15 protein-coding genes are annotated in these 20,175 nt (G+C 55.2%); 6 read left to right on the forward strand and 9 right to left on the reverse strand.

Annotated features, from left to right (window positions below):
* Positions 1-4: 4 nt before the first annotated feature.
* Together HOV93_RS14310 and ilvD are read right to left on the reverse strand one after the other, a co-directional pair.
* A complete protein-coding gene (locus tag HOV93_RS14310; RefSeq protein ID WP_207397200.1) occupies positions 5-256 on the reverse strand; it encodes a hypothetical protein in 252 nt (83 codons plus the stop codon).
* Between the two features lie 96 nt (positions 257-352).
* Positions 353-2,032 carry a dihydroxy-acid dehydratase gene (gene ilvD / locus HOV93_RS14315; RefSeq protein WP_315853416.1) on the reverse strand — a complete coding sequence of 560 codons (1,680 nt, stop codon included), beginning with the start codon at positions 2,030-2,032 and terminating at the stop codon, positions 353-355.
* A 235-nt stretch (positions 2,033-2,267) separates the two neighbouring features.
* On the opposite strand from ilvD, the gene HOV93_RS14320 reads away from it, so the two are divergent.
* From HOV93_RS14320 to HOV93_RS14335, 4 genes are all read left to right on the forward strand, one after another.
* Positions 2,268-2,918, forward strand: a complete 651-nt coding sequence (locus tag HOV93_RS14320) for a 3-keto-disaccharide hydrolase (RefSeq protein WP_207397202.1) — start codon at positions 2,268-2,270, stop codon at positions 2,916-2,918.
* Positions 2,919-2,921: 3 nt separating this feature from the next.
* Positions 2,922-3,551, forward strand: a complete 630-nt coding sequence (locus tag HOV93_RS14325) for an HAD family hydrolase (protein ID WP_207397203.1) — start codon at positions 2,922-2,924, stop codon at positions 3,549-3,551.
* 123 nt (positions 3,552-3,674) lie between these two features.
* Positions 3,675-4,145, forward strand: coding sequence for a response regulator (locus tag HOV93_RS14330; RefSeq protein ID WP_207397204.1), 471 nt, complete (start codon positions 3,675-3,677; stop codon positions 4,143-4,145).
* Positions 4,146-4,185: 40 nt separating this feature from the next.
* Positions 4,186-6,375 (forward strand): chemotaxis protein CheA, encoded by a 2,190-nt coding sequence (locus HOV93_RS14335; RefSeq protein WP_207397205.1) that lies wholly within the window; start codon positions 4,186-4,188, stop codon positions 6,373-6,375.
* Here HOV93_RS14335 and HOV93_RS14340 read toward each other — a convergent pair.
* The 5 genes from HOV93_RS14340 to HOV93_RS14360 all read right to left on the reverse strand — a co-directional run bounded on the left by HOV93_RS14340 (position 6,372) and on the right by HOV93_RS14360 (position 13,243).
* A complete protein-coding gene (locus HOV93_RS14340; protein WP_207397206.1) occupies positions 6,372-7,877 on the reverse strand; it encodes a PAS domain-containing sensor histidine kinase in 1,506 nt (501 codons plus the stop codon). The genes HOV93_RS14335 and HOV93_RS14340 overlap by 4 nt on opposite strands.
* A 129-nt stretch (positions 7,878-8,006) precedes the next feature.
* Positions 8,007-9,317 carry a xylose isomerase gene (gene xylA, locus HOV93_RS14345; RefSeq protein ID WP_207397207.1) on the reverse strand — a complete coding sequence of 437 codons (1,311 nt, stop codon included), beginning with the start codon at positions 9,315-9,317 and terminating at the stop codon, positions 8,007-8,009.
* Between the two features lie 35 nt (positions 9,318-9,352).
* Positions 9,353-10,765: a sulfatase family protein gene (locus tag HOV93_RS14350; protein ID WP_207397208.1), complete on the reverse strand. Its 1,413-nt coding sequence runs from the start codon at positions 10,763-10,765 to the stop codon at positions 9,353-9,355.
* A gap of 135 nt (positions 10,766-10,900) precedes the next feature.
* Complete coding sequence (locus tag HOV93_RS14355) at positions 10,901-11,710, reverse strand: SDR family NAD(P)-dependent oxidoreductase (protein ID WP_207397209.1); 810 nt, start codon at positions 11,708-11,710, stop codon at positions 10,901-10,903.
* 120 nt (positions 11,711-11,830) lie between these two features.
* Entirely contained in the window at positions 11,831-13,243 is a 1,413-nt protein-coding gene (locus HOV93_RS14360; RefSeq protein ID WP_207397210.1) for a Gfo/Idh/MocA family protein, read from the reverse strand.
* Between the two features lie 477 nt (positions 13,244-13,720).
* On the opposite strand from HOV93_RS14360, the gene pyk reads away from it, so the two are divergent.
* Positions 13,721-15,181, forward strand: coding sequence for a pyruvate kinase (gene pyk, locus HOV93_RS14365; RefSeq protein ID WP_207397211.1), 1,461 nt, complete (start codon positions 13,721-13,723; stop codon positions 15,179-15,181).
* Between the two features lie 209 nt (positions 15,182-15,390).
* Here the strand turns inward: pyk and HOV93_RS14370 are convergent, their stop codons facing one another.
* Together HOV93_RS14370 and HOV93_RS14375 are read right to left on the reverse strand one after the other, a co-directional pair.
* Positions 15,391-15,879 carry a hypothetical protein gene (locus HOV93_RS14370; protein WP_207397212.1) on the reverse strand — a complete coding sequence of 163 codons (489 nt, stop codon included), beginning with the start codon at positions 15,877-15,879 and terminating at the stop codon, positions 15,391-15,393.
* A gap of 159 nt (positions 15,880-16,038) precedes the next feature.
* On the reverse strand, positions 16,039-17,403 hold the full coding sequence (locus HOV93_RS14375) for a sulfatase family protein (protein ID WP_207397213.1): 1,365 nt from the start codon (positions 17,401-17,403) through the stop codon (positions 16,039-16,041).
* Positions 17,404-17,567: 164 nt separating this feature from the next.
* Between HOV93_RS14375 and HOV93_RS14380 the strand changes: the two genes are divergently transcribed.
* Complete coding sequence (locus tag HOV93_RS14380; RefSeq protein ID WP_207397214.1) at positions 17,568-20,057, forward strand: ComEC/Rec2 family competence protein; 2,490 nt, start codon at positions 17,568-17,570, stop codon at positions 20,055-20,057.
* Positions 20,058-20,175: the final 118 nt, after the last annotated feature.

The following is a 20,175-nucleotide window of genomic DNA, read 5'->3' on the forward strand; positions in this document are numbered from 1 at the left end:
GCGGTCACTTCGACTTCAAAAACAATTCGACGGACCGAGCTGAGTCGGCGCCATAGTTCTGCTCGACAAAGGTCAGCACGACCTGCCGCTCGGTGAACTCCGGATATTGGCGTCGAATCGCAGCTTTAGACATGGCGATTACCTGACCACTAAGCGTAATCGCCTTTGCGACACGCTGCGGACCAGTCATGTTACGAAGTAGGTTCAATTGAACCTCGAGTGCCTCAGGGTGTGTGTCAACCGTGTAAGGCGTCATCGGCTACTCCCAAAAGAGCATTTGCTGAATGAACGAATTCTACCGATAACGCCAGATGACAACAAGTTTTGGCGCGGGTGCGTGAACCAAGCGACCTTACTCGTCGGTCACACAACCCTCCGAGGCGCTCTTCACGTTTTTGATGTACTTGTAGAGCGTGCCTCGTTTGACCTTGTAGGCCGGAGCGGTCCAGGCCGCTTTACGTTTGGCCAGTTCTTCTTCTGATACGTCCAGGTCGATCAGGCGTTGGTCGGCGTCGATCGTGATGAGGTCGCCGTCCTGGGCCAATGCGATTGGGCCGCCTACTTGGGCCTCGGGAGTGATGTGACCCACGATAAAACCGTGAGAACCGCCAGAGAAGCGTCCGTCGGTCAGTAGTGCCACATCCGAACCCAATCCGGCACCCATGATGGCCGAGGTAGGGGTGAGCATTTCCGGCATGCCGGGGCCGCCCTTGGGGCCTTCGTAGCGAATGACAACCACGTCACCTTTGACGATTTTCTTATCTTCCAGTGCGTGAAGCATGTCTTCTTCGGAATCGAACACCTTGGCCGGGCCGCTGAATTGAAGCCCTTCTTTGCCGGTGATCTTAGCCACCGCGCCCTCTGGGGCCAGGCTTCCGAAGAGCATCTGCAAGTGGCCCGTCTTTTTGATCGGATTAGACAACGGACGCACGATATCCTGACCTTCGGTCAGGTCAGGCGTTTCGGCGCAGTTCTCGGCGAGTGTCTTGCCGGTTACCGTCAGGCAATCACCAGTTAACAGGCCTTCCTTCAAGAGGTACTTCATCACGCCCGGGGTGCCGCCGATCTTGTGCAGGTCTTCTTGCACGTACTTACCGCTTGGCTTGAAGTCGGCCAGCATTGGTACACGATCGCTGACAGCCTGCCAGTCTTCCAAGCCCAGGTCGATGTCCACGCTACGGGCCATGGCAATCAAGTGCAGCACAGCATTGGTCGAGCCACCTAGGGCCATGACAATGACCATGGCGTTCTCGAAAGCTTCGCGAGTCATGATATCTCGCGGCTTGATGTCTTTTTCAAGTAGGTTACGAATCGCGGCACCGGCTTGGTGACACTCTTCGATCTTGCCGGGGTCTTCGGCCGGAATGCTGGCCGAGAAGGGCAACGACATGCCCAAGGCTTCAATGGCCGAGGCCATGGTGTTGGCCGTGTACATTCCGCCACAAGCACCTGCACCGGGGCACGACTTACGAACGATCTCTTTACGTTCGTCTTCCGAAATCGTTCCGGCAAGAAATTGGCCGTAACATTGAAAGGCCGAGACGACATCCAGCTTGTCTCCGTTGCGATGGCCAGGCTTGATCGTGCCACCGTAAACCATCAGGGCAGGGCGGTTGAGCCGACCCATGGCGATCAAACAGCCAGGCATGTTTTTGTCGCAGCCAGGAATGGCCACCAACCCGTCGTACCACTGACCACCCATGATCGTTTCGATCGAATCGGCGATCAGGTCGCGGGACTGTAGCGAAAAGCTCATCCCTTCGGTACCCATCGAAATACCATCGCTCACGCCGATGGTGTTGAACCGCATGCCGACCATGTCGGCACCGACGACCCCTTTTTTCACCTCTTCGCCAAGCTCGTTGAGGTGCATATTGCAGGTATTACCTTCATACCAGACGCTGCAAATGCCGACTTGCGCCTTTTGCATGTCGTCTTCGGTCATCCCGGTTCCATACAACATGGCCTGGGATGCACCTTGGCTTTTGGGTTGGGTGATACGCGAGCTGTACTTGTTCAGGGGCTGGGACACGCGAAGGTACCTGCTACTTACTAGAGGGGCGAGAGTCATCAATAAGGAATCCGTTATTCTAGCCAGACAAGCGAATTGCTGCCAGGATCGGCAGGAATTGCGGAAAAACTCCCTTAACCATGCAAATACCGGCATTTCTGCTCTGACTTGGGGTGGGACCTTGAGGTAAAATTAAGGGATAGGCCAACCCCTTCCCACTCACCCGTGCGACCCACCTCGGGAGCCCACCGCGAGTATGAAAACTAATTTTCTGCTACTTACCTGCTTGTTCACACTCTGCGTGTTAACACTAGGCAGAGCCTCGATCGTGTTCGCCGAGACCGACGAAGACTTGCTTTTCAATCAAGATTCCTTCGCCGGCTGGGAAGGAAATCTCGACTGGTTCCGCATCGAGAACGGGGCCGTTGTCGCCGGGCGTTTAGACCAAGATATCCCACGCAATGAATTCCTTTGCACTGAACAAGAGTTCGCCGACTTTGAACTGACTCTCGAGGCAAAGCTGGTGGGCGATGGCAAGAACGCCGGGGTTCAATTTCGCAGCAAACGCATCCCCGATCACCACGAAGTGATTGGCTATCAGTGCGATATGGGCTGGGTTGGGAACAAGCCCATTTGGGGTGCGCTCTACGATGAGTCGCGTCGGCGAGAATTCCTGGCCGAGGGAGACTCGGAAAAGATCAGGAAGGCGATTGCCGACAAAGAATTCGTTCCTCTTAAGATTCGAGCCCAAGGCAAGCACATTCAGATTTGGGTCGGTGATGTCAAAACGGTCGATTATCACGAACCGGACGACAATATCCCCCAGTCAGGCATTCTCGGTCTGCAGATTCATTCCGGACCGAAGTGCGAAGCTTGGTATCGCAACATTCGTTTGAAGAAGTTGTGAGTCGTGGCGGAAACGAGTTCTACCATCGAGTTCTTTTACTTCGATCTGGGGAAGGTGCTGCTCGACTTCGATCACGAGATCGCTTGTCGCCAATTGGCAGACGTCTTGGGAACTACCGCTGAAGTCATCCGTAACGATGTCTTTCACTCAGGCGAGCAGTGGAAGTACGAACGGGGCCAGATCACCACGCTTGAACTGCATCGCTGGCTGTGCGATCGCTACGATGTTAGCCCCAATCTGGAAGACGTTTGCCATGCGGCCTCGCATATCTTCCATCCGATTCCCGGGACGATTGAAATCGCGGCGGCGCTGCATGCGACCGGAAAGCGAATGGGGATCCTTTCTAATACATGCGATGCCCACTGGGAGTATTGCCTGGGGAAACCGTTTCCCTTTCTCAATGAGTACTTCCCCGTTCACGCGCTGAGCTTTCGACTGGGCACGATGAAGCCAGATCCCGAGATCTACCGGAAAGCAGCTGCACTATGTGAGGTCGCACCGGAAAATATCTTCTTTGTGGACGATCGTCCGGAAAATGTGGCTGGTGCTGCCAATGCGGGTTATGACGCTGTATTGTTCACCGAGCCTGCCGACTTGCGTGAAGCATTGAAGGTTCGCGGCGTCCGTTTCTAAGCGGTTACCCGCAAGATGCCGATAGCCGATCGTCGGCTTTCTAGTTGTCTGCTTGCTGGGCGCGAATTACGGCCTACTCTTGCCAGGAATAGTTCTGCGTTTTGTAAAAAAATGGGACAGGTGATGGCATCCATTTCACTCAATCATGAGAAGCAAGTTCTTCATGTCGACGACGACGACGACTTCCTGAAGATCACAAAGCATCGGCTAACCAAGGCTGGCTACCAGGTCACGTCCTTAGGCAATCCGGAACATGCTTTGAAACACTTACTGGACACGAACTGCCGCGTTTGCATCCTCGATATCGATATGCCCCGCGTCACTGGTTTGCAGTTACTGCAAGAGATCAAGGCCTACGATGGCGGTATTCAGGTCATCATGATGACGGGCCTGGTTTCGCAGATGACCGTCCTGGAATCGCTGCGTGGCGGCGCAGAGGCCTGTTTTTTCAAGCCGATGCCAGACTTCACACCGTTATTGGAATCGTTAGATGCAACCTTCGTCAAAGTAGAGCGATGGTGGCAATGTCTGCATGAATTGAAGAATCGCCGAGACAGCGAGTTGAGCGGCGCCAGAGCCTCTCAGTGTATCTGAGACTTGGTTACGCGCTTAATCAGCCATTCAGAGAATCATCATGAATACTACCGTAGATCCCAACGACGAACTTCTCTTGGCGTTTATCGATGAATCGCTTCACTCGATTCATGGACTCGCTGATCAGATGACGGCCTATTTGAACAATCCGGCCAATTCGGATTCGATCAATGGTGTCTTTCGTACGGTCCATTCGATCAAAGGTAATGCTGGTTTCTTTGGCCTATCGGCTATTAAGAAGTTCGCTCATTCGGTCGAAAACACACTGGATGACATCCGAAATCAGAAGCTTGCGTTGACAGAAGATCTGAACCGATCGCTGATCGATTCGTTCGATCGAATCAATGGACTTCTCCAGCAAGTCGAGCAGAATGACATTCGCGACGAACTGTCGCCTGAGGAAGTCGCCCTGCTGGAACGTATCGCCGAATTGTCACTCGACTCGGAAGGGGGTGGTACCGGCGAAGAAGCGATGATCCGCGAATTGCAAACGCTGGCAGAAGAGATGAACGCTGCTGGCTTTCCCGAATCGTTGCGATGGTCCGATAAACTGTCGGAACTCATCGGCAATACCGAGGAAGGAGCCGAGTCGGAAGAAGGTTCGGCAATTGAACCTAAGGATGTTCTAAGCGGGTATTTTGAAATCAGCGGCGAAGACGTTTCGGCTTTGGTTCACGGCGTAGCTCAGGCATTTGTCTGGCCGGAAGATGGAGCGTGGAACGATGAACGATCTGCCCAGGTTCTCGATCGCTTGGCCGACTTTTCGATGGTTTGTCGTCTGCGCGGCAGCAAGAGCGATCAAGAGAAGATCGAAGCCGCTGCCAGAGATTTCAAAGCCATTTACGAAAGTCCGATCGGCATCGACGACGGATTGCTTTCGATGGTGTGGGAGAACGTGGCCGCGGTCATTGAACGATTCCACCCAGAAGAAGAGCCGGTCGAAGAGACAACCTCGCTGAAGCTGAAGGAGCCGAATCCGGACGTCGCTGCGCCGGAGACTCCGGCCGGTCAGCATGCGAAACGGTCGCGCTCGATTCGTGTCAACGAGAATCACCTCGATCGCTTCCTCGATGACGTTTCGGCGCTGTTTATTACCTGTGAGCGTCTGAAAGATGTCCAAGCTCGGATGGCCGTGTCGGAAACGATTGGCGAATTGGTAGAAGAACTGCGTCAAGTCAATGTCACCTTTTCGACACAGGCCAATGAACTGCAAAAGAGTGTCGTTTCGCTCCGAAAAGTGCCGGTGCGGGCTTTGTTATCTAAGTTTCCTCCGATGGCTCGCAAGTTGGCAAGTGACCTGGGCAAGCAAATCGATGTCCACATCGAAGGAGAAGAAGTCGAGGTCGACAAGTCGTTGATCGAGGACCTTGATTCACCATTGACGCACATGATTCGCAACGTGGCCGACCATGCCATCGAAACGCCCCAGCAGCGACAACAGCGTGGCGTTTGCGAAACCGGAAACTTGTGGATCAGGGCCGAAACGACGCGCACCCATGTCGTTATCACGATCCGGGACGATGGGCGTGGTATCGATGCCAGTCGTATTCGCCAGAAGGCCATCGACAAGAAGATTATGCCGGTGGAACAGCTCCAAATGATGCCTGATACGGAGGTCATCGACTTAATTTTCCATCCGGGCTTTTCAACCGCAGAAGAAATCACCGATGTCTCTGGGCGGGGCGTGGGAATGGATGTTGTCCGGACCACGATTCGCGATCACGACGGCGATGTCCATGTCGAGTCGGTGGTCAACGAGGGGACGACGTTTACGATTGAAATACCAATTCGTCAGGCCGTGTTAGTGATTGAAGGTCTGCTGGTGAATGTTGCTCAAGAGCAGTTCATCATTCCCTTCGAGAATATTCGCGAAGTGATGGAAATCGAATCTGACGAGATAAAGACCTGCCATGGTCTTCCTATGACGATTGTGCGAGGGCAGACAGTTTCGGTGGTGTCGTTGGCCCAGCAGATGGAACTCTATTCGTCCGAGAATTGGGAAGACAAGTCCAAGCATGCCGCCGTTTTGGTCGCCAGCAAGCAAGGGGCAGCATGCTTTCTGGTCGATCGCGTGATCGGCAAACGTAAAGTGGTTGTCAACGATCTGCAGAACGTGCTGGAGAATTGCAACCGGATCAGTGGCGTCGCCCAGTTAGGTGGCGGACACTTGTCGTTGGTGATAAGCGTTCCGGAAATTGTTAAGTCGTTGGTGCCCAGTACCGTCAGTTAGTCACCGTCGATAAAGTCACTCAACGGGAGCGTGACCGAAATGGTCGTTCCCTTACCGAGAGAAGTCTCGATCTGGGCTGTTCCCCCCAGCAAACTTGCTCGCTCGTGAATCCCCGAGAGTCCGCAGCGACTAGGGTCGACCTGACTTGGATCGAAGCCGCATCCTTGATCCGCGATACGCAGCAAGATCGTTTTGTCCTCTTGCTGGATCGTTACCCGAGCATGATGGGTGTCACTATGCTTGCGGGCATTGTTCACTCCCTCTTGAATCGTGCGGTAGATGGCCATCTCTAGTGAAGGGGCAAGGCGTTCGAATTGAACGTCGTGGTAAAAGTCGACCATGAATCCCTCTTCGGTCAGGCGAGTTACCAGATCGTCGAGGGCCGCGATGACCCCTCCTTGTTCTAAGCTCAGCGGTCGGAGGCCATTGAGAAGTCGGCGAATTTCGCCGATCCCGTTGGATAGCAACTGGGTTCCGCGACTTAGCTCCTGGTGTCCGTCGGTATCTGAGGGAATCAGGCTGAGCCCTGTTTGCAGAAACATCAACGCACCGGTCATATCTTGGACAACGCCATCGTGGATCTCATAGGCAATTAACCGTCGATCGCGTTCGTTGGTATCGAGCAAACGTCGAAGTGCACGGCGATCACGTAAGATCTCTTCCTCACGTTGCTTGCGAACACTAATATCCAAAAAACATGCCAAAAGGGCAGTGCGGCCGGCGAAGTTGATCCGATCCAAGTAAACCGCAGCCCACCAGATGTTGCCTTCGGCTGTTTTCAGTTTCATAGTCCTACCCCGAATCGAGCCACCACTAACAACGCGATCGAGAAGTGCCTGACGTTGGGCAGGGTCTGCATAAAACTCCCCGGTCATCTGCTCTTGCAGGGTTTCGTAGGAGGTGGCAAATGCATCGGCGAGTGCGCGGTTTCCAGTCAACACGCGTCCTGTCTCCATGTCGGAGATCACCACCGGGATGGGTGTCGTCTCGACCATCGTGCGGAATCGTTTGTCACTCTCGCTCAGTTGGGCCTCGATCTTCTCCTTGCTTTCCTGGAGTGCATGGACTTCTTCTTGTTCGTCGGTTGCATCGAACGTGGCCCCAACAATGACTTGCTTTCCATCACTCGTCGTTAGCGGCGCGTAGCGAGCTTGCTGAATCGTATTCGAGGCTAAGCTGCGAACCCTGGCTTTTTGTATTTTACCTTCGGTCAGGACACGATGGAGCGTTTCCTCTAAGATCTTGCCATCTTCCGGGGAAACGAAATCGCGGATGTTGTGGCCCACGATTTTGTCATAGAGCTCTTGTGAGAAGTAGTTGACATAGGTCAGTTCACCATCCGGATTGATGGTGACGATGTGCACTGGAACCGAGCAAAGAATGTTTTCCAGTTCCGCGACACGCTGTTTCAGCTGTTTGTTTTCCTGTTCCACGTCGGCAGCCTTCCAGGCCCGGGTTTCCGCCGTTTCTCCTCGGTAGCAGCTGTCTTTCTCTGGTTGCACGTCAAGGGCCCTCTGCCAATGTTAATGGTGGGCCACAATAAAAAAATGGATTGCCGCCCCTGGTGGTTGGCAATCCATTTTAGTCGTTCAAACGGCCACCCATAGGCCACTATCCCGTGTTTGCGGTGATTACATATACATGTTGAAGATGTGTTCCAACAGTTCCTGCCGACCACTGCTGTTCGGGCTGACATCTCCCTTTTCGAGCATGTAAGCTTCGAGCGTCTTGAAGTCGTGCTTGTCGGCTTCAATCTCGGCACCAACGCCGGAATCCCAACTCGCGTAGCGTTCTTTGACGAACTGGTCGAGCTTGCCATCGGCCCGAATGGCGGCCGCAATCTTCAGCCCCTTTGCGAAAGCATCCATACCGCCGATATGGGCGTAGAACAGGTCGAGCGGCTCGAAGCTTTCTCGGCGAACCTTGGCATCGAAGTTGACGCCACCGGTCCCCAAACCACCGAACTTCAGAATCGAAAGCATGCATTCGGTGGTCAGGTAATAGTTCGTCGGGAACTGGTCCGTATCCCAACCCAAGAGCAGGTCGCCGGTGTTGGCGTCGATCGAGCCCAAGATGCCGTTGGTCCCGCAGTACTCCAGTTCGTGCTGCATGGTATGACCAGCCAGGGTGGCGTGGTTGGTCTCGAGGTTCATCTTGAAATGCTTATCCAAGTCGTACGACTTAAGAAACGCCAGGCAGTGGGCCGAATCGAAGTCGTATTGGTGCTTGGTAGGCTCTTTGGGCTTAGGTTCGATCAAAAACTGACCGTCGAAACCGATTTCCTTGGCGTAATCGACCGCCAGGTGGAAGAACTTGCCGAGGTGATCGAGCTCGCGCTTCATATCGGTGTTGAGCAGGTTCTGATAGCCTTCGCGGCCGCCCCAAAACACATAGCTCTCGCCGCCCAGGCGTTTGGTAACTTCCAAAGCCTTCTTGACGCTGCACGCCGCATACGCGAACGCGTCGGCATTGCAACTGGTGGCCGCACCATGCATGAAGCGAGGATTGCTGAACATGTTGGCCGTGCCCCACAACAGCTTGATCCCGGTGCGCTGCTGTTCGGCTTCTAACGCGTCGACGACGGTGTCGAAGTTCTTATAGGTTTCCTTCAGGTTGGCACCTTCCGGAGCGACATCGCGATCGTGAAACGCATAGTAAGGGGCGCCGAGTTTTTCGATAAACTCGAAAGCGACCTTTACGCGATTGACGGCGTTCTCGACCGATTCGGTGCCATCGTCCCAGGGACGCACAGCCGTGCCGGGACCGAACGGATCGGACCCGGTGCCGCGGAACGTGTGCCAGTAAACCACGCTGAAGCGGAAGTGCTCCTTCATGGTCTTTCCTTCGACCACTTCGTCTGGGTTGTACCAACGGAAGGCCAGCGGATTACGCGACTCGGGACCTTCGTATTCGATCTTTCCAACTTCAGGAAACGCTGTCATGGTTCTTTCCAATTAGGGGTGTGAAGTGTTCGCTCTTAGAGTTCGAGCTGGGAATCGGCAAACACCATTTCCTTCTGGTGTTCTTGAATCAATTCTTGAATCGACTGAATGACCTCGGGGTTGTCCTTGGCCAGATTACGCGATTCGCCGGGGTCTTCTTCCAAGTGATATAGCAGCGGCGTTTTGTGGACTTCCGCTTTTGCTTGGCCATATCCTGTTCGTGTCTTTAAATGCATCTTCCAAGGGCCAACACGTACGGCCATCAAGTCGTACCCACGATAATAGAAGAGTGCCTCGCGTTGGCTCTTGCCGGTTTGCTTAAGGACCGGGGTCAGGTCGTAGCTGTCGAGCTTGCGATCGGAAGGAAGCGGCAAGCCGGCCAGCGACGTAAACGTTGCCAGCAGGTCCATAGTGCTGCCCACATCTGCGGCGACTTCCGCAGCCGGGATGGTCTTCGGCCACCAGAAGATGGTCGGTTCACGCATGCCGCCGTCGAAAGTGCTTCCTTTGCCATCACGTAGCGGACCCGCCGAGCCACCATGATCCTTGTAGGTTAGCCAGGGTCCGTTGTCGCTCGTAAAAACGACGAGCGTATTTTCGTCGAGGCCTGTGTCACGAAGCTTTTGCAGAACCTGCCCCACGCTCCAATCGATTTCTTCGATCACGTCGCCGTAGTATCCGCGTCGGCTGACCCCTTCAAATTCCGGCGAACGAAACAGCGGCACGTGCGGCATCGAGTGCGCCAAGTAAACAAAAAATGGCTTGTCTTGGTTGGCGTCAATGAACTGGATGGCCTCTTCGGTATAACGCCGGGTAATCGTCGTTTGATCGGCCGGACGCTCGATAATTTCTTCGTTCCGCATCAAGGGAACCTGAAAGTATTCGATCTTCGGATCCCAAAAAGATGGATGCCCTTTAGGGGCCGAACTGCTGCGATCCATGTCGTTGGAATAAGGGATTCCGAAGTAGTAGTCGAATCCATGGTTGGTGGGCAGAAACTGCTTGTGATGCCCCAGATGCCATTTGCCGATACACGCCGTTGCGTAGCCACCCTCTTGCAAGGCTTCTGCAATCGTGACTTCTTCGGTCGGGAGTCCCCCTTTCGAGTTCGGGAACAAGACGCGTCGCCGATTGCTGCACATGCCGTTACGGCACGGCAACCGGCCGGTCATTAAAGCCGCACGGCTGGGCGTGCAAACCGGGGCCGCAACATAAAACTGGGTGAACTTCATCCCCTCGCCGGCCATCCGGTCGAGATGTTTTGTCCGTATCGTAGGATTGCCAAAGCAACCTAAATCACCGTAGCCCAGGTCGTCGCAGAAGATCACGACGAAGTTTGGTTGCTTAGGCTCTGAACCCTCTTGAGCCCACGACAACTTGGCAGAGCAAGTCGTGACGATCGCCAACAGCAGTAAGCGCAGACTCAGATTAGAAAGGTGATAAGTCATGGGGCAACTCTAGAGGATGGATGAAAAGCGTTTGAGGCAAGGTAGGTGCTGTGCATCATAAGCCTTGGCCAGGGGCGATTCAACCAACCGAACTCTCAGGCATCTGAGAAATTTCCCAACGCGTGGCAACGTGTTTCACGAAGACGTAAATCGTCGTAAAACCCAATCTCCCCAGGCTCCAGAAAGCTGAGAGATGGCAAACAACAGCCGAGCCTTACCGGGAACAACGATTTCAGTTTGACGTTTTTCACAGCCAGCAAGGACCCGCTCGGCAAGCGTTTGGGGATCGATCGCTTTAACCTTCACCCCGGCGCCTGGTTGGGAAGCCGAATCAGGCAGGTCGGTGGTTTGCTGGGCGTACCGCGTTCCGGCATCTTCGCGGGCAATGGGACCGGGGCAGACCAGCATCACATGGATGCCGGCCTCGGCCATTTCCAGCCGCAGTTGATGATTTAGCCCTGCCAATGCAAACTTGGATGCGGCATAGGGACCGATGAACTTCGACGCACTTTTGCTGGCCAACGAACCCATGTTGACGATGTGCCCTCGCGAAGCTTCCAGCAGGGGCCTGGCCCCTTGAACGCAGCGAACTGCCGACAGGACGTTCAAATCGTACGAGCACAGAAACTCGTCAATCGACGTCTCGCAGACCAGGCCACGGGCACTGGTCCCGGCGACGTTGAACAACGCGTCGAGTTTGCCGTATTTCTGTTGGATTTCCTCGAAGAGGTTCACCACGTCATCGTCGTTGGTTACGTCGGTGGGTACCGCGTGGGTGAGCTTTCCGTCGGCGTCCAGTTCCGTCATTGTCGCGTGCAGTTTTTGCTCGTCCCGGGCAGCCAGTACAACGTGGCATCCTTGCTGAATGAGCTGCTGGGCGAGGGCCCTACCAAAACCTTGCGAGGCCCCGGTTACCACCGCGACTTTATCCTTCCAGTATGTCACCGTTGTCGTTCTACGTCTTTAATAAGTTGAATGGATATCGAGTCGGCGCTGCAAACAAAAACCCCTGATCCGATCAGGACGAACCAGGGGTTGCGTGGGAGTGCATGATGGGTGTTGCGATTATACGGTCACTTCGTAACCTTGGCGAGCTTCCCTTGATAACATCGCGTTGGCTTGGTCGTCGCCCACGATCTGCTCGCTCTTCGGATCCCACTTCAACGAGCGGTTCAGGCGAATAGCGATATTCGAGAGGTGGCAAGTGGTCAGGGCGCGATGATGCGTAAACACGTCGGAAATCGGCAGTTTTCGCGTCTTCACGCATTCGAAGAAGTTCGCCATGTGGGCGTTACGTGAAGCAGGTGCCTTACCGCCGTAGACCTGGGCGATCGCATCTTCCGGCAATGGATTCTCTTTAAGCTCGTCGACCGGGGCACCCACGAGCTTGCCGCGGTTGACCAGGAAGCGGCCTTTGGTACCGGTAAACATGATCCCGTTGCCAAATCCCAGGTCATCCTCGTGCGAGTCCTTGATATCCATGACCACGCCGTTGTCGAATGCTGCTTTGACGTGGAAGTTTGTCGCACAGTTATAGCGGTCGTCTTGAACCGGCATGCCGTCTTTGAATTCGACCGGATGCTTGGCGTAGATCGGTTCGATCGAGCTAGGCCCCTGACCTTCGCCGGTCTGATCGAGTCCCCATTGAGCAATATCGACGTGGTGAGCACCCCAGTCGGTCAGCTTGCCGCCAGAGTATTCGTACCACCAGCGGAACTCGTAGTGGCAGCGGGTCTTGGCGTTCTTGCCTTCTTTGCCCCAGCGATAGTCGACCAGGGGAGCCTGACCGAGCCACTTCTCCCAGTTCAATCCGTTAGGAACCTCGGCCACGGGAATCGAATTGCTGGTAGGTGAACCGCCGATTGCGACAGCAATGTGCTCGATATCGCCAATCCGTCCGTCTCGAATCAAGGCGATCGCCTTAAGGAACTTCAAGCCCATTTCACTGCGCTGCTGCGTACCGACCTGAAAGACGCGACCAGTCTCTTTGGCGACTTGGCAGATCTTCTTGCCTTCGTCGATGGTCAGCGTGAGTGGCTTTTCGCAGTAGACATCCTTGCCTGCTTTCATCGCGTCGATGGCAATTTTGGAGTGCCAGTGATCGGTGGTTACGATCGTGACAATTTCGATGTCGTCGCGATCTAGGACCTTCTGGTAATCCTCGTAGACGTCGACCTTCCGCTCGACACCCTTTTTCGACTGGATATCGGTAACTTTCTTTTTCGCCCCGTTGGCGTGGTTGGCATCGACATCGCAAACCGCGACCACGTCGCCCAGTTGCATGGCGTTAGGGCCTACGGCATTCCAACGGCTACCGGTACCAATGCAGCCAACCAGCGGTCGATCGTTCGACTCACTCGATTTTTGCTCATCTGCCTGGGCCGTTTGGCTGGTATAGAAGTAGGGAACGGAGACCGCTGCGGCAGTTGCGGCGGAAGTTTTCAGAAAGGATCGTCGATCGGTAGAACGTGAACTCAAGGTGAAAGCTCCCTGGTTGAATGAACGACTAGTTGATTAGACGGGACGAATTAAGTGAATCCGCAGTATTGGTTTGGCTGGAATCAGCCCAGTCTACTATGCAAGGGGACGAGGTCCTGACTAATCGGCAAGGTAATGGGGCATGTTAGTTTATAATCGTCTTGAGAAGGTTGGGGTACCGTCAAATTCAAAAAATCGGCAGTCTTCATGTTTCGCCGCAGATCGAGGACGGTCTTTCAGTGAGGTAAAACGATCCCCGTAAGGCGGGATCTAGGTCGTAACGGTCTCCCTAGTATGTAGTGGCCATAAGTTTTTCAAATGGAATAAGCCTCAAAGTGAGAAAGAACCACGCTGTTTGGGCAAACACAATGGTTAAGGATTCGGAAAACCCCATCGTCATGCGCTAAGCGATGGGCTAGAGTTATGCGTGTCGTTCTCTTGACTTTCCGCATCCACCATTAAACTGGCTACGAAGCTATGTCTGCCGCTCGAATCTTTCCGAACCGTGCTCGCACGAAAATCGTCGCCACCGTGGGTCCGGCTTGCCGCACTCCGGAAATGTTGGAAGAACTGGTCATCGCTGGCGTGGACGTATTCCGCGTGAACCTTGCCCACGGCGACTTGAAGGATCATTCCGAAGTCGTGCGGAATATCCGCGAGATCAGTGCCAAGGTCGGTCGTCCAATCGCGGCCCTGGCTGACCTTTCCGGTCCAAAGATTCGACTGGGGATATTGCCCGACGATATCGTGCATTGCCACGAAGACGAGATCTACACATTCATTCGGGGCGAAGACTGCTCCGAAGAGAAGACCCTGACGTGTAACTACACGCCGTTGGTCGACGAGTTGGAAGTTGGCAACGATGTCATGCTGGCCGATGGTACGGTCATGATGACGGTGATCGAAAAAACGGCCGACACAGCAACTTGTAAGGTCGTCCAAGCGGGTCCCATCCGTAGCCGGCAGGGGATTAACCTGCCTGGCACCAAGCTCAGCGTTGAAGCGCTGACCCCGCAAGACATCGAACACGTGAAGTGGGCCGCCGAGAACGATCTCGACTATGTGAGTCTGAGCTTTGTCCGATCAGCAGACGATCTTCGTCAACTGCGCGACCTGTTGATGCAGCACGAGTCACGTGCGTTCATCATTGCCAAAATTGAAAAGCGCGAAGCACTCGACAACCTCGAAGAGATCGTCCGCGAGTCGAACGGCGTGATGGTTGCCCGTGGTGACCTGGGCGTCGAGATCGACGTTGCCGAAGTGGCCGCTTCGCAGAAACTGATTGTGTCGACCTGTTCGCGAATCGGTCGCCCGGTGATCGTCGCGACGCAGATGCTCGATAGCATGACGACTTCTAATCGTCCTACCCGTGCCGAAGCAACCGACGTGGCCAACGCCATTTTGGATGGTGCCGATGCGTGCATGCTTTCCGGCGAAACGGCCGTGGGTGTGCATCCAGTGGCCGTGGTGAAGATGATGAACCGCATCATGCTGGCCACCGAAAAGATGTGGATGGCCGAACGCGGACCAGCTCGCAAGATTGACAACCGCGTCGCTCAGGTGCACCCAATCACTCAGGCCGTCGTGTCTGGTGCATCGATCACCGCAGAACATCTGAACGCCAAACTACTGGTCACCGCGACGCGAACCGGCGGTACGGCTTTGACCAAGGCCAAACTGCGAGACGCCATTCCCACCATCAGCGTGAGCGACTCCGACGCCGCACTGCGTCGCATGTGCTTGTACTGGGGTGTCACACCGATTGCCAATGCCCCCGTGCATAACGGCATTCAGCTACGCCGCTTCATCGACCAGTGGGGCCTTTCCAACGGCTACCTGGAAGAAGGTGACCGTGTGGTCTTCATCACCGGCGGCGGCATCATGCAGTCGGCCGAATATATCGTGGTCGTTCACCGCGTTGAAAAGCCGCAGGACTAACGCAGCAGTTCGCAAGCTCTCTCTGCATGGTCTAGGCCTTTGAACCTGGACCGACGTTGCCGACGTGCGGCTTATAGATGGGCTTGTTAAAGAATTGCGTGTGCCGCTTGGGCATGTGCCGAGAGCATTCGCCGCTTGTGGACTGGGCCTCTATCTTGCTATTCACTCGCTTGTGGGTATTCGTCTTACCGAGCCGATATTAGGCATCGTCAGGCATGCTCGATCAAGTTGCTCAGCACAAAGCATCCCATGCCGGTCAGTGCTGCGCAGCTAACTACGCAGACTCCCATCACGGCGTAGTTGAACTGCTGAGATGGCACCCAGGTGCTGCCTAAGGCGCCAATTAAAGCTCCGGCTAGCGTGGCTTGGCTGAGCAATTGGATCTGCCAAGACGAAAGCCCTGTGCGCTCGGCCAAGTTGGGTGGCTTCCATTGGCGAGCGAGGGCAGGGGGTTGGCATGGGGATGGCTCTTGCTGCTGGCGACGCTTCTTTCTCTGCGATCCGAGGCGATGACTGAGATATGAAGCTCCCAGGTGCACCAGCGAAACGATCAAAAAGAGAACCGTCATGTAAGCGCCGAAGGGGCCGACCAGACGCAGGATGGCAAAGACCACGCCGCATAATGCCATCACGATGGCCAGTGCCCAGAGCGAAAACCTGGGTGGCAATTCAGAAACAGAATCAGAACTTCGAGCCATCGGCGACTCCCGATACCGAACGCCTAACGTTTGCGTTTGGTTCATCGTACCGAAGGGATTGCATCTCGCCAACGGAAAGCGAGAAGTTGGCCCACAGACGGGGGCTTCCTGCCGTCAGATTGGGCAGGAAGCAAGCGATGACAAGCTTAAGCGTAATGCCTACTTGAGCGACGTTCGCATCTCTTCAAGTTGACCCTGCATTGCCTTCAGCTTTTGGGCATGCTGAGGGTCATCGGCCAGGTTGTTGACCTCGTGCGGGTCTTGTTGCAGATCGAACAGTTGCTCGAGTTGCGGTTTGGTCTTCGGGTAGAAGACGTACTTCCAGCCATCCTCACGCACTCCTTCGCTTTGCGGAATCGTAGCGTGCGGAAAGAGGTGCTCGTAATGGAACGCGGTCCGCCAGGGGCTGGACTGATTGCCTTCGACGAGCCCCTTCAGACTTTGTCCCTGCATGACGGCAGGTGGCTTAATGCCGGCCAGCTCTAGCAGGGTCGGAGCGACGTCGATGCTCAGGGCCATTTCTTCGCGGCGTTGCCCGCGTTGGTCTTTAGGAAGTCGCGGGTCGAAGATGATTATGGGGATCCGAATCGACTCTTCATACATCAGCCACTTGCCGGCCAAGCCGTGCTCGCCCAGGAAGAACCCATGATCGGAAGTGAACAAGATCACGGTGTTGTCGGCGAGCTTCTTCTCTTCCAACTTGGCGACCATTGCCCCGACGAAATCGTCGACACCGGTCAGCAATCGGTAATAGTCCTTGACGTTCTTCTGGAGCATCTCATCTCCATCGAAGCGACGTTCCCAGCGAACGCGTGATTCGCCTCCTTGCAGCTGCTGCGGAAGTTTCTGGTAGTGCTCGTTGTCGGCGGTTTCCGCTGGCACAACTGCTTCGTCCGCATAATAGTCGGTGTACTTAGGGGCGTGTTGAAACTGCCAGCCAGGGCCATCTTGGCAATGAGCCGCTTTGAAGCTGACCTGCAGGCAGAAGGGCTTTTCTGGCGAACACGTGTCGAGGAACTCGAGCGTCTGATCTTCCAAGTGCTTGGTCATGTGAGGGCGACCGTCGACGAAGTACTTGCCTTGGCCGGGGAAACCTTTCCAGTAGTCGTACTGATCGGCAGGCAGCTTATTGCCAATGCCCCATTTGCCGATGAAAGCCGTTTGGTATCCGTCTGCGCGAAGCAAAGCAGGGAACGTCTGGCTGAACGCCTCGGGGCTAAGCGTAGCGCGGAAGTCGACGATGCCGTGGCGACGAGCATATTGCCCGGTAATAAACGAGGTCCGGCTGATCGCGCAGATGGCCGTCGTCGCGAAGGCATTCTCGAAGACGACACCTTCCTTGGCCAGGCGATCGATGTGGGGTGTCTTGATCATCGGATTGCCCATGCAGCCCAGCGCGTCCCAGCGTTGGTCGTCGGTCAGCAGGAAAATCAGATTCGGTCGATCCGCCGCCGATGCGTTTTGCCACGCCGAAAAGACAGAGGAGATCGCAACAAAAAGGGCGAAAACAAGTTGTTTTTGCATAATTGGCAAGCTCTAGGTGAGGGAAGCTACAAGACTAGGGGTGAACGCACTAAGTTACCAAACTTTCTATAAGTCGGCACGAAAAAATTGAGTGACCGTGCGTCGAGTGCGATACTGACAGGTTCGTTCCTTCTAGCATCATCCCTCGGATCATTCGATTCAAGTTGGTACCTAAGCAAACTTCTCAGGCAAATCACCAGCGTACGATCTATCGTCCGCTGGTCTTGCTTGCGCCGGCGTTGACGCTGGGGGTCATCGGCGACGCGGCACTCGACTTTTCGATGACCCTATGGCTGGGGGCGTTTGCCAGTTTGATGGTACTGTGGGGGCTGTTGTGGTGGAAACGACAGGAACGCCACGCCAGCGTCTGCTTGCTTCTCGTCGTCGCGGTATTCGGCGGCATGCTGCACCATGCCCATTGGAATCTCTACCGCTCGACCGAATTAAGCTGCGGTCTGTCGCCTGATAAGCAACCGGTCGCATTGCAGGGAACGGTGACCGATTACCCGCGATTCTTGCCAGCTAAGCCGCCCAGTTCGGCATTCGAATTTGAACTTGCTAACCAATGGAAGGTTCCCTTTCGGATTCATCAGATTCGCAGTGGGGCCACCTGGGAAGCCGCGTCAGGTCATACCGAGATCTATGTCTCGGGAGACACGATCGATGTTCACCCGGGCGAATCCATCTTGGTATTTGCCCAGGCAAGTTGCTCGGAAGGAGCGCTCAATCCGGGAGAGTTCGATTTCGCTAATTGGGCCCGGGGGAAGCGTCGGCGGACGTTTCTGCGTAGTGGCTTTTCGGAGTGCCTGCAAGCGATCGGTACTGCTGAGCAGCCGTCGCGATGGAATCCGATTCGCGAAGCCCGGCATTACGTCAGCCGTGAGTTAGCCGCCGCCATACCACCGGGGCTCGATGGCCTGGCCGAAACCATCTTCCTGGGGCGTCGCGAACGTTTGTCAGACGCTACCGACGAGGCATTCCGGCAAACCGGCACAGTTCACCTGTTGGCATTGTCGGGATTGCACTTGGGAATCCTGGCGCTATTTGCCTATTGGCTGCTTCGCTTTTTGCCGGGGCCTGGTTGGCTTCCGGCGGTCTGCCTGCTTCTGATGACGTTGGGCTACGTGATTTTGGTGGATGCCCGGCCACCGATTGTGCGGGCATCGATACTGGTCGCTTCGTTTTGCGTAGCCATGATTTTGTTTCGTCGCCAAGTGTTTTGGAACAGCTTGGCGGCAGCCTGGATTATTGTTATCTGCTGGAATCCCACCGAGATCTTTCAAGCGGGAACGCAGCTTTCGTTCGTCGCAGTCGCCTCGCTGGCATGGCTTTCCGGCTTTCTAGCGACTAGGAAGAAGATCGACCCGCTTCAAAAACTGATTGAAGAGTCGCGTCCGTGGCCGGTGAAGTGCACACGTGTTGCCGCACGCTGGCTAGGCGGCATGTTCGTGGCTTCGTTAGTGGTTTGGCTGGTGACGTTGCCGCTGGTCTTGTTTCACTTTCATGCGGCTTCACCTTGGACGATCGTCCTTTCTCCGATCCTGATCATTCCGATGGGGTTCGCATTGGGTGGCACGTTATTGCTTCTGGCCGCGTCGATTGCGGTTCCCATAGCAACGCCAATTTTGTCGTGGCTTGTCTCATGGCCCCTGTGGATGATGCAGGAAACGGTCTCCTGGACTCAGCAGCACGCTGGCCTCACGTTTTGGTCTGCAGGGCCACCGGCGTGGTGGGTCATTGGGTTTTATACCGTTGCGGCGATCGTCGCCTGGCAGATGCTGACTCGCCGCTTTCCGATCCGTTGGAGCGTCGCCGTAGTGGCCCTTTGGCTGATGGTCGGGTTTGTGTGGGGAACCCTTCAAGCGATCGAGTCCGCTACCCGGGACGACTTGGTGTGTACGTTTGTCAGCGTGGGGCACGGAACCTGCGTCTTGGTGGAACTGCCTGAGGGACGCCACTTGTTGTACGACTGTGGACGGCTTGGTTCGCCGAAGCGGGCCTGTCAGTCCCTCTCGGCCGTGCTGTGGAGCAAAGGGATCGAGCACCTCGATGCGGTCATCATTTCCCATGACGATGCCGATCATTACAACGGCCTGCCGGAAGTGCTCGAGCGTTTCTCGGTCGGGGCCGTTTATTGTTCGGACTTGATGGAGAAGATCCCGAGCGACCTTGTCTCGTCATTACTGGCCGATATAAACGGACGAGGTATTCCGCTACGAACCTTGTCCGCAGGCAGAACTCTGCAAGCACATCCGAGTGTGGGAATGACCATTCTCCATCCAACCCGCAAAGGCGTGCTCGGGCGAGACAACGCGAACAGTATTGTGCTGCTGATCGAGTACCGCGGACGCCGTATTCTGCTGCCGGGGGATTTGGAGTCGCCAGGCACCGAAGGAGTGATTGTCGAACGCCCAATCGATTGCGACATCGTCATGGCCCCGCATCATGGCAGCCGACACAGCCATGCCGAGTCGTTCTATCAGTGGTGTCAGCCAGAGTGGATAGTAGTCAGCAGCGGCTCGCGTGAGATCGGCGGGCCAGAAAACGCCCAGCCAGGCGAGCCAGTGTGGCTCAATACGGCGGCCAGCGGAATGATCCAAATCCGCTTAACCGCCGAAGGCGGAGCTCCTCAGGTAAATACCTGGAAAAAATAGCCTCTCGCGGTGGTAGAGTAGGGGGCGTGGGTGGTTTTAATGAAAACCTAGCCAGCATTCTGGGCTCAACTGGGGTATTAGGCGTTGCAAAATCAGCTTTCACTGCTAAATTAACGGT

The sequence above is a fragment of the Bremerella alba genome (assembly GCF_013618625.1).
In the GTDB taxonomy this organism is placed as follows: Bacteria; Planctomycetota; Planctomycetia; order Pirellulales; family Pirellulaceae; genus Bremerella; species Bremerella alba.